Below are 12982 nucleotides of genomic sequence, written 5' to 3' on the forward strand. Positions count from 1 at the left end.
GGACGACCGTCATGGACAACATTTTTGGCGATGCCGCCGAACGCCTTTTTGCCCAGACCTGCACCCCGGCTGTCATCCGGCGCGTGGAGCGGGGCCAGCCATCCGGCGACGCATGGCAGGCCTGCGAGGACGCGGGGTTCGCGGATGCGCTGGTGCGGGAAGATCTTGGCGGCGCGGGCCTGGGCCTGGCCGACGCGCTGCCCGTCGTGCTGGCGGCGGGGCGCCATCTGTGCCCCTACCCCATTGCCCACACGCTGCTGGCGCGCGCGTGGCTGAGCCGCGTGCAGCGGCCGCAGGCAGCGGGGGCCATCGCGCTGGCGCCACACGGCCTTGCCATCGACGGCGGGCGCATCGCGGGCGTGAGCGTAGCGTGGGCGCGCAGCGCTGACTACGTGCTGGCCGGCATCGATGGCCAGACCTGGCTGCTGCCCATGCGGGCGGTGCGCGTCGAATCCAACGGGGTGCACGGCAGCCTGGACGGCGGCGTTTCCTGCGCGCTGTCCGACGCCGAACGCCTCGACAGTCCGGCGCCGCTGGATACGATGGCGGCCACCGCCTACGCGGGGTTGATCGCAGGCGCCATGGATCGCGTGCTGGCGATGACGCTGGACTATGCGAACCAGCGCGCGCAGTTCGGCAAGCCCATCGGGCGCTTTCAAGCCGTGCAGCAGCAGATCAGCGAGATGGCCGAACAGGTGTGGGCCGCCCGCATGGCCGCGCAACTGGCTTTTCAGGGCAATGACGGGCTGCCCCGTCCGCTGCTGGCCGCGCTGGGCAAGGCCCGCGCCAGCCAGGCCGTGCCGCGCGTGGCCGACATCGCGCACGCGGTGCACGGCGCCATTGGCGTCACCGAGGAGTACGACCTGCAGTTGTATACGCGCAGGCTGCGCGAATGGCGGCTCGCGGCGGGATCGGAATCGTATTGGCATGACCGCATCGGGGCTGACGCCCTCAGCAGCCGCAGCGACGCGCTGACCTATCTGCGTACGGCGTTGTACGGCAAGGAAACGGCATGAAGGCCGATCCGCGCCAGCGTTTCGCGTCAAAAACACGATGTAACGCGCCCTGCTTGCGGCAATGCCGCAGGCAGGCTTAGGATGGTGCTTCGATCCTCACCACCGATTCGGGAGCACATCGTGAAGACAGTTGCTGAGCTTCTCAGGGAAAAGGCCAATCACGCCGTCGTAACGGTTTCGCCGGATTCGTCGGTCTTCGACGCGATCAAGACGATGGCCGACCGCAGCATCGGGGCGGTGGTGGTGGTGGAAGGCGACGTGGTGCTGGGCATGCTGACCGAACGCGACTACGCGCGCAAGATCGTGCTGCAGGACCGGTCGTCGCGCACGACCAAGGTGCGCGACATCATGACGGACTCGGTGTATTACGTCAGCCCCACCGACACGCGGGAACACTGTATGGCCATGATGACCGAGCGGCATTTCCGCCATCTGCCGGTCATCGACAACGACAAGCTGATCGGATTGCTATCCATCGGCGACCTGGTCAAGGACGTGATGAGCGAGCAGAAATTCATCATTCATGAACTCGAGCGCTACATCACGGGGGAGCGTGGTTGACGGGTGAGTGAGGCCGGCGGTATCTCGCCGGCTGCGCCCGATGGGCCTCGCTTGGCCGGCAGCGCGTAGCCGGCCGCACCTAACCGGCCGTACCTAGCCGGCCGCGCCTAACCGGCCGTACCTAGCCGGCCGCCAATATCCTCGTCGCCGGGACGATGAGCCCCAGGCCGGCGGCCAGCAGCAGCACGAACACCATCCGCTTGACCTTCTTCATCGAATTCTCGGTGCTGTAGCGGCGCGCAAACCACGTCACGCCGATCACGACCGGCAGCGCCTGCACGCTCAGCCAGAACGATGACGCCATGAACGCGCCCTGCCCGGTCACGAGCGCCAGGCGCACCGTGGCATTGAGCGAAAACAGGATCAGCAGGATGTTGCGGATGGTGGCCAACGGCAGCGGCTGGCGGTACAGGTGATAGACCATGGGCGGACCGGCGCTGGAAAACAGGCCGCCCAGCACGCCCGAAACGCCACCGAAAAATACGCTGGAAGTGCGGGACGACAACTGCGCCAGCGGCTGGGTTCGCGTCACGAGCAAAATGGCGCACGCCAGGATGGTGACGCCCAGCAGCAATTGCAGCAACACCGCCATGGTCCCGCTGATCCACGTCAGCGCGGCCACGCCCACCCCGACGCCGGCCAGACTGCTTACCGCGGCGGGAGTCAGCAGCGACCAGTTCACCTGCGGCTTGGCGCGCAGCAAGGTGACGCCCGCATTGACCAGGGACAGCACGCTGACCACGTTGGCCACCTCGGACACCGAGGCAAGCTGGAACACGCCCGACAGGCCCAGCAGCACCAGGCCGAACGCAAAGCCCGTCATCGTCTGGGCATAGGTGGCGAGCGCCACGCAGGCCAGAAACAGCAGATGTTGATAGATGCTCATACAGGAGAGCCAGACCTCGGCTCTGCCCGGCTGCGCGCCAATTGGGACGGCAGGAGAGCGGATCGACGGGAAACGGCAGCGTAATAGTTGATGTGACAACGATTTTTCGCCGGGGATGATAGCACCGGGCGCCGCACGCATTCCGGCCCCGATATCGCCGATTCCACACATATGGTCACAAACTGATGCGCTCATGCACCCCGGGTGCGGCCGACGGCCGCTATCCTTGCCGCCCGGTAAGCCCTTCACGCCGGTCCCGCCGCCCATCCCGGATCGCGGCGCGCGGCCGAACCGCCTTCGTAGCGTAAATGACGCCCAGCGTAAAGGACGCCCCGCGAGAATGACGCCCAAACAGACCACTATCAACACGGTGACGCTAACCTGCTCCACGTGCGGCAGCGCCAGTTTCACCAAGCTGGACACCAACGAATACCAGTGCAGCCACTGCCATGCGGTGACGCTGGTCGAAGACAACGTCGCGCAGCGGCTGGAAAAGATCCTGCGCAACATCCAGCAGCCCAAGCCTGCGCCCATCAAGCCGGCCGCCATCGTGGCGATCTCGGCGGCGATCCTTGCCGCCGTCATCATCCCGCTGGTCGTCTCATCGCTGGGTTCGCGCCCGTCGCCCCTGCCCGCCCGCATTGTCGAACCGCCCATCGACGCCTCGCTGGTCAAGCTGACGGACGTGCAGGAGGTCAAGACGCGCGGGCGCAACGAGCTGGTCATGATCGTGCGCAACGAGACCGGCCGGAAGATCGACGTGCCGCGCGTGACGGCATCGTTCTTCCAGGGCGACCTGTCGCTGTCCACCGTGTCGGGCTCGGCGCCCGCGCGCTCGCTGGAACCGGGGGAGTACACCCCGCTGAAGATATCGTTGCCGTCCAAGGCGTACAGCCGCTATGACTTGCAGGTCGGCACGCCGTCGCCCGCGCGCGGCAAGAACAACGACGTGGCAGCCAGCCGCGTTCAGCTTGTGCGCAATGACGGCAATTACCGTCTGGTCGGCTTGATCCGCAACCAGGGCACCAACCCCGCCAGCAGCACGCAGATCACCGTCATGCTGTACGGCGCGGACGGCGGCCTGATCGGCACGGGCAACGGCTACGCGACCGCCAGCCCGCTGGCCCCCGACGCGCTGACGTCCTTCGACGTGCGCTGCGAAATGCTGCGCGATGGCGAGGTCGCCTCCTACGATTACATGGTGCAAAGTGAAAGCTGACCCCTCCTCCTCCCGGCGCCTGTCGCGGCCGGCCCTGGCAGGGCTGGCGCTGATCCTGTTTGGCGCGGGCGGGTATGCCGCGTGGAAATACACCGCGCTGGGATCCGCCAGCCCGCCCCCGGCGCAGGCGCAGGCCGTGACCAAATCCGCCGAGCCCGAGGCCAAGCCGCCCGTCAGCCGCATCGTGCGCGTCAGCCCGGCCAACACGCGGGTCATCGACCACGTCCGTCTGACCACCGAAGAACTGCTGGACCCGGATTTCGCCCTGTTTGATGCCGGGGCATTGAAGCTGTCCGCACCTCGCCGGCTGCTGGACGAAATCGAACGCCCGGTGCTGTATGCCGAACTGGTCAACACCAGCGACCAGTTCGTAGCGCTGTCGCCCCGGGCGGAAATCGCGGTGTTCGACGGGTCGCGTCCGCTCGAGCTGCGCCAGGCCTGGAGCCTGCCGACGCATCTGTACCCTGGCGAGCGCGTGCCCGTGGCGCTGACCGGGCGCGTGGAACGCTTTACGGAAGTGAAAACCAACTGGCTGCCCGCCAAACGCGCTGCCCTGCCCGGCCCGCGTCCGCAGTTGGCCGTCACGGTGGAAAACACCGAAGCCGCCATCGGCACCGGCACGCTGAACTTTACCTACCGCTTCCGTTACAAGTACGTGACGGTGCACGGTAGGGTGCGCAACGACAGCAGCAGCGAGGTCGAGAAGGTGCGCGTGTGGGTCAGCCTGTACGACGCGCAGGATCAGCTCACCGGTGCCACGTTCCAGGAACTGCGGGTGCCGCGTCTGCCGCCGGGCGACAGTGCGCCGTTCCAGGTGGACGTCAAGCAATACGGCGGCAACTTTGCCCGCGTCGGCGTGGTGTACGACGCCACGGCGCCCTGACCGGCTGGCGGTGGGCTGTTTTACCGAAGCGGCCCACGGGGCCGCTTTTTCTTTGCGGGGCGCCTGGGCCATTGTCGTCCAGGCGCCCCCGCTTCCACCTCCCCACCCGCTGCCGCGTGCCACCCGACTCCTGCCGCCCGAGGCTCGCCGCCGGCGACGAACGCCGGACGCCCGACGTCGGACGCCCGTCGCCCCGCCAAGGCGTCGCCACCGAACAACAGCTATCGGCTCAAGTCTTATATAAGATATAAGACATTTGCTACCGGCCCCCACTTGCTTCTACAATTCCGGCCGACAACCCTTCTTCCAACCCGACTTTGAGCAGGCCTCACATGCTGGATACTTACCGCCAACACGTCGCCGAACGCGCGGCTCTGGGGATTCCCCCGCTGCCCCTTACGGCCAAACAAACCGCTGAACTGATCGAACTGCTGAAGAACCCGCCCGCTGGCGAGGAGCAGAACCTGGTCGAGCTGCTGACGCATCGCGTGCCGGCCGGCGTGGACGATGCCGCCAAGGTCAAGGCCTCCTACCTGGCCGCCGTGGCGCTGGGCAAGGAAGCTTGTGCGCTGATCAGCCGTGCCAAGGCGACGCAACTGCTGGGCACGATGCTCGGCGGCTACAACATTGGCCCGCTGGTCGACCTGCTGGATGATGCGGAAATCGGCACCATCGCCGCCGATGCGCTCAAGAAGACCCTTTTGATGTTCGACGCCTTCCACGACGTGAAGGAAAAGGCCGACAAGGGCAACGCCAACGCCAAGTCCGTGCTGCAAAGCTGGGCCGACGCCGAATGGTTCACCAGCCGTCCGGAACTGCCGGAAAGCCTGACCATCACGGTCTTCAAGGTCCCTGGCGAAACCAACACCGACGACCTGTCGCCCGCCCCCGACGCCACCACGCGTCCCGACATCCCGATGCACGCCCTGGCGATGCTCAAGAACAAGCGCGACGGCGCTGCGTTCGAACCGGAAGAAGACGGCAAGCGCGGCCCGGTCAAGTTCATCGAATCCCTGAAGGAAAAGGGCCACCTGGTCGCCTACGTGGGCGACGTGGTCGGCACGGGTTCGTCGCGCAAGTCGGCCACCAACTCGGTGCTGTGGTTCACGGGCGAAGACATCCCCTTCGTGCCGAACAAGCGCTTTGGCGGCGTGTGCCTGGGCAACAAGATCGCCCCGATCTTCTACAACACGATGGAAGACGCCGGCGCCCTGCCGATCGAACTCGACGTTTCCAAGATGGAAATGGGCGACGTGGTCGAACTGCGCCCCTACGACGGCAAGGCCATCAAGAACGGTGAAGTCATCGCCGAATTCGAGGTCAAGTCCGACGTGCTGTTCGACGAAGTGCGCGCCGGCGGCCGCATTCCGCTGATCATCGGCCGCGGCCTGACCGCCAAGGCCCGCGAAGCGCTGGGTCTGGCGCCCTCGACGCTGTTCCGCCTGCCCAAGGATCCGGTCGACTCCGGCCGCGGCTACACGCTGGCCCAGAAGATGGTCGGCCGTGCCTGCGGCCTGCCGGAAGGCAAGGGTATCCGCCCGGGCACCTACTGCGAACCGAAGATGACCTCGGTCGGCAGCCAGGACACCACCGGCCCGATGACCCGCGACGAACTGAAGGACCTGGCCTGCCTGGGCTTCTCGTCCGACCTGGTGATGCAGTCGTTCTGCCACACCGCCGCCTACCCCAAGCCCGTCGACGTCAAGACGCACCACACGCTGCCTGAGTTCATCAGCACGCGTGGCGGCGTGTCGCTGCGTCCCGGCGACGGCGTGATCCACTCGTGGCTGAACCGCATGCTGCTGCCCGACACCGTCGGCACCGGCGGCGACTCGCACACCCGCTTCCCCATCGGCATCTCGTTCCCCGCCGGCTCGGGCCTGGTGGCCTTTGCCGCCGCCACCGGCGTCATGCCGCTGGACATGCCGGAATCGGTGCTGGTCCGCTTCAAGGGCAAGCTGCAACCCGGCGTCACGCTGCGCGACCTGGTCAACGCCATCCCGCTGTACGCCATCAAGCAAGGCCTGCTGACGGTTGCCAAGCAAGGCAAGAAGAACATCTTCTCCGGCCGCATCCTGGAAATCGAAGGCCTGCCCGACCTGAAGGTCGAACAAGCCTTTGAACTGTCCGACGCCTCGGCCGAGCGCTCGGCCGCCGGTTGCTCGGTGTTCCTGAACAAGGAACCGATCATCGAGTACATCAACAGCAACATCGTGATGCTCAAGTGGATGATCGCCAACGGCTACGAAGACGAGCGCACGCTGGGCCGCCGCATCAAAGCGATGGAAGCCTGGCTGGCCGATCCCAAGCTGCTGGAGCCGGACGCCGACGCCGAATACGCCGCGGTCATCGAGATCGACCTGGCCGACGTGCATGAGCCCATCGTTGCCTGCCCGAACGACCCCGACGACGTCAAGACGCTGTCGGAAGTCGCCGGCGCCAAGATCGACGAAGTGTTCATCGGCAGCTGCATGACCAACATCGGCCACTTCCGCGCAGCGTCCAAGCTGCTCGAAGGCAAGCGCGACATTCCGGTCAAGCTGTGGGTCGCTCCCCCGACCAAGATGGACGCCACGCAGCTGACCGAGGAAGGCCACTACGGCGTGTTCGGCACCGCCGGCGCCCGCACCGAAATGCCGGGCTGCTCGCTGTGCATGGGCAACCAGGCGCAGGTCCGCGAAGGCGCGACGGTCATGTCGACCAGCACCCGCAACTTCCCGAACCGCCTGGGCAAGAACACGAACGTGTACCTGGGTTCGGCCGAACTGGCCGCCATCTGCTCGAAGCTTGGCCGCATCCCGACCAAGGACGAGTACATGGCCGACATGGGCGTCATCAACAAGAGCGGCGACCAGATCTACCAGTACCTGAACTTCGACAAGATCGCCGACTACAAGGACGTGGCGGACGTGATCGAGGTCTGATCCCGACTCCCCTGCCAGGCCTTGCGGCCTGAACAACGGCCCCGTGCAATCGCCCGGGGCCGTTTTTTTTGCCCTTATCCGGGCAATTCGGATCGGCGCGCAGCCTGTATAACGAAACGTTTCAATACAATCCAGGCATGCCGGTGAGACGTCGGCCGCCAACGCCGGGGAAGCCCCGGCGCATTTTTCCTGGAGGAAGCCTGCCAATGATCCGGCTATTGCCGCCGACGCTGTTGCTGACGCTAGCCGGCTGCGCCACCGCGCCGCCCTCGAATCCCGACAACATCTGCGCCATCTTCCGAGAGAAACCGGAATGGCACGACGCGGCGCTGGACGTGCAGAAGAAATGGGGCGCCCCGGTGCCGGTGCCCATCGCGATGATGTACCAGGAGTCGTCCTTCAAGCACGACGCTTTGCCGCCGCGCTATTACTTTCTGGGCTTCATCCCGTGGGGCCGCGTCAGTTCCGCCTATGGGTATGCGCAGGCCAAGGACGAAACCTGGGCCGACTACAAGCGCGAAGCGGGCGGCTGGACGTCCAGCCGGGACAATTTTGCCGACGCGCTCGACTTCATGGGCTGGTACATGAGCAAGACGCAGCGCATCAACGGGATCTCTAAGTGGGATGCGTATGGGCAGTACCTGAACTATCACGAAGGCTGGACCGGATACCGCAACCGTAGTTATGACCGTAAGGCGTGGTTGAAGACCGTGTCGCAGAAAGTGCAGGCGCGCGCCGAGAAATTTACCGCGCAGTACAAGAGCTGCGAGTCGAGCCTGTCGCGGGGCGGATGGTTCTGGTAAGGCGTCGCCTGTCGAGTGTCTGACACCCGCAGAGACGGCGGTACAGGCTGAGGATCGTCTCCCGAGGGTGTCAGACACCGTTGTGCCGAGGGTGTCAGACACCGTTGTGCACCTATGCGGCGACAGGCCAAAAAAATCCCCCGCGCCGCAAGGCATTCGGGGGATTTTTCATGTACGGGCATCAGCCCGCAGCGATCAGAAGTCCATGCTCGCCGACAGCGAGAACGTGCGCGGGCCGCCCAGGACGAGGTAGCCGTTGCCCGGGTAACCGCCCACCGACGACCAGTAGTTGCGATTGGCGATGTTGTCGACGCGGGCGCGCAGCGTCACGACGTGGCCGTCGACGTCCATCATGTAGCGCAGGCCGGCGTCAAAGCGCGTCCAGCCGGGAACCTTGAGCGTGTTGGCGTCATCGGCATACGACGAGCCGGTGTAGACCACGCGGCCATCGATGGCCAGGCCTTCCACGCCCGGGATGTCCCATTCCACGCCCATGTTGGCCTGGAAGCGCGGCACGCCGATCACGCGGTTGCCGTTCAGCGAGGCGGTGCCGGTCTTGACCTGCTTGGCATCCAGCCAGGTCAGGCCGCCCAGGAGACGAACGCTGCGCACGGGCTCGCCGAAGACGGTCAGTTCGACGCCTTGGTGGCGGTCCTTGCCCGAATTGGTCAGCTCGTTGCTGGCGTTGTAGGCCGCGCGCGGCTTGTCGGTCGAGAAGAACGCCAGGCCGCCACCGAGGCTCTCGCCTTCATACTTCACGCCCACTTCCTTCTGCTTGGACACGAAGGGCGGCAGGCTCTGGCCCACGTTCGGCACCGGACGGCCGCCAGCGGTTGCGGGCGCGGTCGGGCCGGCAACCAAGGCTTCGATGTAGTTGGCATACAGCGAAACGCTCGGCGCCACCTTGAACACCAGACCGAAGGCCGGCGAATTGTGGCTGGCGTCGTAGGCGCCGCTTTCCGCGCCGGTGTTGTAGGCGTAGTCACGTTGCGACATGCGCTGATGACGAATGCCGGCGGTGAACAGCACCTTGTCGTCAAGGAAGGACATCGTGTCGCCGATGGCATAGCTGCTCAGGCGGGTACGGCCTTGCAACGCGGGGTTGTCCAGATCGTTGCCGCGCAGCGCGCCGGCACTGAATGCAGGCTTGTCGTACGAGATGGGATCGTAGATGTTCGTGGGGAACGTGTTGCGGAAGTCCATCACGTACGCGTTCTTCTTCTTCAGATCGAACCACGAGGCCGACACGACGAATTCGTGACCCACGGGACCGGTGCGCAACTTGCCGCGCAGGCCGATTTCTCCCGTGTTGACGCTGTCTTCGCGGGTGTTGTCGAAGCGGTAGAAATTGCCGGCGCCGGTGCTGCCATTGGTGAGCGTGATGTTGCCCAGCGAATTGGCTTCGTCGCTACGGCGCATGCCGAACGCGCCGTACGCGGTCAGCTTGTCGCTGAAGTCATGTTCGGCGCGCAACGTGCCGAAGACGTCGCGCTCGTTGGAATAGGTCCACGGCTGCGCATAGTTCGAGCTGGCGTCCGGTGCATCGGGCACGGTCGTGACCCCGGCGCCCAGCGTCACGTTGGGACGCGGACGCTTGAGCTTGTTTTCCTGCCAGCCGATGTCGGCGGACAGGCGCGTGTCGGCCGACCGCCAGTCCAGGCCCAGCGAAACGACGCTGGTGCGGCTGTGTTCGTCATCGATCGCCGTGTCGCCGCTGCGTTGTGCGGCGTTCAGGCGGATGCCGGTACTGTCATCCGGGCCGAAGCGGCGCGCGATGTCGGTGGAAAGCTGGAATTGGCCGCCGCTGGAAACGCCCGTGGTGACGCGCGTCAGCGGTTCGTTCGGCGCGCGCTTGGGCACCAGGTTGATCACGCCGCCGATGCCGCCGCCGCCGGGCGTCGCGCCCGTCAGGAAGGCGGTTGCGCCGCGGAGCACTTCCACGCGCTCGAACAGTTCGGTGGCAATGTATTGGCGGGGAAGCAGGCTGTAGAGGCCGTTGTAGGCCACATCATCCGAGCTCAGGATGAAGCCGCGAATGAAGTACGACTCCTGGAAATTGCCGAAGCCGCGCGCCACGCGCACGCCCGAGTCGTTCTGCAGCACATCGCCCACGCTCTTCGCCTGACGATCCTGGATCAGCTCATTCGTGTAGCTGGTCACGCTGAACGGCGTGTTCATGAAATCCTCGGTGCCGAGGATGCCGACACGGCCGCCGCGGGCCACCTGGCCGCCCGCGAACGGCGCCGACAGGCCGCCGGCGGACGCGTCAGCGCTCGCCTCGACCCGGATGGCGTCCATCGAGGTCACGGGACCGCTGGTCGTGGCGGGCTGGGTCGTCTGGGGGGCTGTCTGGGGCGCGGTCTGGGCGTGGACGGCGCCAAAGCACGGCAGCGCGGCGGCCATGCAAGCGAGAGTTCTGATTTTCATAGGGGGACGCTGGTGGTGCGGAAACAAGCTCCGCGGTGCGGTGGGGAGATCCGCTTGAGAGATCTGACGCGCTAGATGTTACCAAAAGAGAATCGTTCTCATTGCGTCCCTCAAGAAGAATCCGTGTCCAACGTTGCGGCTGAACAACAGATTCCGTCCTGATTCAGCAGATGCTCAATGCATCTTCCGTCGCCGGGCTCTCCACGGCGTCGTATGCCGTCAGCGCCTCGGCTAGGGCCGCATCGGCAGCCGGCGTGATGCCGGCGCCCTGCTCCGACGCCGCCACGACGGCGGGGCCGGCCACCAGCACAAAATGAACGGGCACCTTGCCCGCCATCAGCAGCAGCACCCCTTCTTCACCATCCGGCGTGGCGCTGGCGGCAGCGGCGGAACCGGCGGGCAACACCGCAAAGTCCGGATCGCCCCCCGCCACCTTGGGCAGTGGCGGCCCGCCCTTGCTGCGGTGCCGGGCGCGCACGCCCAGGTCGCCCTGCACCGCATAGAACCAGGCATTCCAGCCAGGTGGCATGGGCAGGAGCGTCGTCGCGCCCGGCCGCAGCCAGCCGTCCAGGATCAGCAGCGGTTCGGGCGTGCACAAGGGCGATTCAAGACCGGCATAGCTGCCCGCCACCACGCGCACCTTGCCCGAGGGGGTCTGGATGACCGGCATGTCCGCAGCGCGCAGCAACGACGTAGACGGCGGCAGGGACTTCAGATGCGCCGGGTGGTCGATGAAGATCTGCAGTCCGTGCAGCGTGGCGTCGCCCGCCGGCCGCTGCGCGTGCACGATGCCTCGCCCGGCTTGTGTCCACTGCAGGTCGCCCGCGCGGATTTCGCGATTGTTCTCGATGCCTTCCAGGCTCTGCATGACGCCCGTGCTGTCTTCCAGCAGCAGCGTCGCGGCGCTGACGCCGGCGTGCGTATGTGGCTCAAACGTGGGACCCGTCATGACGAAGTGGTCCACCAGCACCACGGGCGACATGCACCCCGAAAAATCGGTATGGCGGAACTGACGGATGGTGCAGGCGTCGCCCAGGTAGCGGCTGGATCCGGCGATGACGGCGCTGAGATGAAGAGTCAAAAAGTGCTGCCTTGCTGTTTGCTGAACATGTATTGCGGCGACAGCTTATGAGGTCGGCCCGCCGGACAGTAGGGGCCAATTTCAGGAATAATTGTCCCGGCCGTCAGGACAATGCCACCAAATTTTCGAATTTCTCCTATTAAAACGCTGTATGCCTAACTACGTTCATCGCCTTGAAGACCTGCTGCTTTTCAGCGAAGTAGTCGAAAAAGGTGGCTTCTCGGCGGCCGCACGTGTGTTGAATATGCAACGTTCCAAGCTCAGCCGCCGGGTTGCGGAGCTTGAAGCGCGCCTGGGCGTGCGGCTGCTTCAACGCAATACGCGCCGTGTGTCGCTGACGCCGATGGGCGAACAGATACATGCCCACGCCCAGGCGCTGGCCCGCGAAGCGCGCAGCGTCTTCGATCTGGCTGCGTCGATGGGCGATGCGCCAGCCGGCATGCTGCGCATCACCGCGCCGGCGCCGCTCGCGACGCGGGTGTTGGGCGGGCTGGTCGCCCGCTTCTGCGCGGACCATCCGCGCGTGCGGGTGCTGCTGGATACCCGCGACCAGATCATCGATCTGGTCGGTGAAGGCTACGACCTGGCGTTCCGCGCCCAGGCGTCTTCGCTGACGGATGCCAAGCTCAATGCGCTGGAAATTGCCCCTGTGCCGCTGGCGCTGGTGTGCAGCCCTGCGATGGCCAGATCCGCACCGCGCCACCCGCGCGATCTGGCCGCCCTGCCCCTGCTGGCCCACGGCACGCAGGACGGCCCGCACACCTGGCGGCTGACCGGGCCAGCGGGCGAGATGGAATCGGTGGAGTTCCAGCCGCGCAGCCTGAGCAGCAATATGGACACGCTGCGCGCAATGGCCGGCGCGGGGCTGGGCGTGGCGCTGGTCCCGCGCTATCTGTGCGGCCCTGAACTCGACCAAGGCGGTCTGGCGCATATCCTGCCCAGCTGGTCGGCGGCGCCCGCGCGAATCTACGCCGTCATGCCCGCGCGCTGCGGCGAGCCGCTGGCGTTGAAACGATTTCTTGAATACGTGGCGGCGGAGCTGCCGGCGCGCCTGATCTAAGGGCCATTCTTGCGCGCGCAGGGTCTTGCAGGCTTGGCGCGCGTCCGCCAAAGTAAGGGTTTCGCCGAATCCGGACCGGTCTGGGTCGATAAAGGGCCGGAACTTTGACGCGTCGCCCAAGT

10 protein-coding genes are annotated in these 12982 nt (G+C 65.8%); 7 read left to right on the forward strand and 3 right to left on the reverse strand.

Annotated features, from left to right (window positions below):
- Positions 1–11 precede the first annotated feature (11 nt).
- Both HV681_RS14110 and HV681_RS14115 read left to right on the forward strand, forming a co-directional pair.
- Positions 12–1016 (forward strand): acyl-CoA dehydrogenase family protein, encoded by a 1005-nt coding sequence (locus HV681_RS14110; RefSeq protein ID WP_175123657.1) that lies wholly within the window; start codon positions 12–14, stop codon positions 1014–1016.
- Between the two features lie 120 nt (positions 1017–1136).
- Positions 1137–1577 carry a CBS domain-containing protein gene (locus HV681_RS14115; protein WP_105239654.1) on the forward strand — a complete coding sequence of 147 codons (441 nt, stop codon included), beginning with the start codon at positions 1137–1139 and terminating at the stop codon, positions 1575–1577.
- A gap of 121 nt (positions 1578–1698) precedes the next feature.
- Here the strand turns inward: HV681_RS14115 and HV681_RS14120 are convergent, their stop codons facing one another.
- Positions 1699–2463: a TSUP family transporter gene (locus HV681_RS14120; RefSeq protein WP_175123658.1), complete on the reverse strand. Its 765-nt coding sequence runs from the start codon at positions 2461–2463 to the stop codon at positions 1699–1701.
- A 340-nt stretch (positions 2464–2803) separates the two neighbouring features.
- On the opposite strand from HV681_RS14120, the gene HV681_RS14125 reads away from it, so the two are divergent.
- The 4 genes from HV681_RS14125 (at position 2804) to HV681_RS14140 (ending at position 8292) form a co-directional block, all read left to right on the forward strand.
- Complete coding sequence (locus HV681_RS14125; protein WP_175123659.1) at positions 2804–3682, forward strand: FxLYD domain-containing protein; 879 nt, start codon at positions 2804–2806, stop codon at positions 3680–3682.
- The gene (locus tag HV681_RS14130) at positions 3672–4565 is read left to right on the forward strand and encodes an FxLYD domain-containing protein (RefSeq protein WP_175123660.1); all 894 of its coding nucleotides are present in this window, start codon (positions 3672–3674) and stop codon (positions 4563–4565) included. The genes HV681_RS14125 and HV681_RS14130 overlap by 11 nt, the downstream gene beginning before the upstream one ends.
- Before the next feature lie 332 nt (positions 4566–4897).
- Positions 4898–7489 carry a bifunctional aconitate hydratase 2/2-methylisocitrate dehydratase gene (gene acnB / locus HV681_RS14135; RefSeq protein WP_175123661.1) on the forward strand — a complete coding sequence of 864 codons (2592 nt, stop codon included), beginning with the start codon at positions 4898–4900 and terminating at the stop codon, positions 7487–7489.
- Between the two features lie 206 nt (positions 7490–7695).
- On the forward strand, positions 7696–8292 hold the full coding sequence (locus HV681_RS14140; protein WP_056563184.1) for a transglycosylase SLT domain-containing protein: 597 nt from the start codon (positions 7696–7698) through the stop codon (positions 8290–8292).
- A 195-nt stretch (positions 8293–8487) separates the two neighbouring features.
- Here the strand turns inward: HV681_RS14140 and HV681_RS14145 are convergent, their stop codons facing one another.
- Together HV681_RS14145 and HV681_RS14150 are read right to left on the reverse strand one after the other, a co-directional pair.
- Entirely contained in the window at positions 8488–10719 is a 2232-nt protein-coding gene (locus HV681_RS14145; protein WP_175123662.1) for a TonB-dependent receptor, read from the reverse strand.
- A 163-nt stretch (positions 10720–10882) separates the two neighbouring features.
- Positions 10883–11800 (reverse strand): pirin family protein, encoded by a 918-nt coding sequence (locus HV681_RS14150; RefSeq protein ID WP_175123663.1) that lies wholly within the window; start codon positions 11798–11800, stop codon positions 10883–10885.
- Positions 11801–11951: 151 nt separating this feature from the next.
- On the opposite strand from HV681_RS14150, the gene HV681_RS14155 reads away from it, so the two are divergent.
- Positions 11952–12860 (forward strand): LysR substrate-binding domain-containing protein, encoded by a 909-nt coding sequence (locus HV681_RS14155; protein ID WP_175123664.1) that lies wholly within the window; start codon positions 11952–11954, stop codon positions 12858–12860.
- Positions 12861–12982: the final 122 nt, after the last annotated feature.

Origin of the sequence: Achromobacter animicus (assembly GCF_902859585.1) — a bacterium.
Lineage (GTDB): Bacteria > Pseudomonadota > Gammaproteobacteria > Burkholderiales > Burkholderiaceae_B > Achromobacter > Achromobacter animicus.

Bases quoted from the DNA above. Each gene is read 5' to 3' on its own strand.
- HV681_RS14140 (WP_056563184.1), top strand. From the start codon at position 7,696: ATGATCCGGCTATTGCCGCCGACGCTGTTGCTGACGCTAGCCGGCTGC.
- acnB (WP_175123661.1), top strand. From the start codon at position 4,898: ATGCTGGATACTTACCGCCAACACGTCGCCGAACGCGCGGCTCTGGGG.
- HV681_RS14110 (WP_175123657.1), top strand. From the start codon at position 12: ATGGACAACATTTTTGGCGATGCCGCCGAACGCCTTTTTGCCCAGACC.
- HV681_RS14145 (WP_175123662.1), bottom strand. From the start codon at position 10,719: ATGAAAATCAGAACTCTCGCTTGCATGGCCGCCGCGCTGCCGTGCTTT.
- HV681_RS14120 (WP_175123658.1), bottom strand. From the start codon at position 2,463: ATGAGCATCTATCAACATCTGCTGTTTCTGGCCTGCGTGGCGCTCGCC.
- HV681_RS14155 (WP_175123664.1), top strand. From the start codon at position 11,952: ATGCCTAACTACGTTCATCGCCTTGAAGACCTGCTGCTTTTCAGCGAA.
- HV681_RS14125 (WP_175123659.1), top strand. From the start codon at position 2,804: ATGACGCCCAAACAGACCACTATCAACACGGTGACGCTAACCTGCTCC.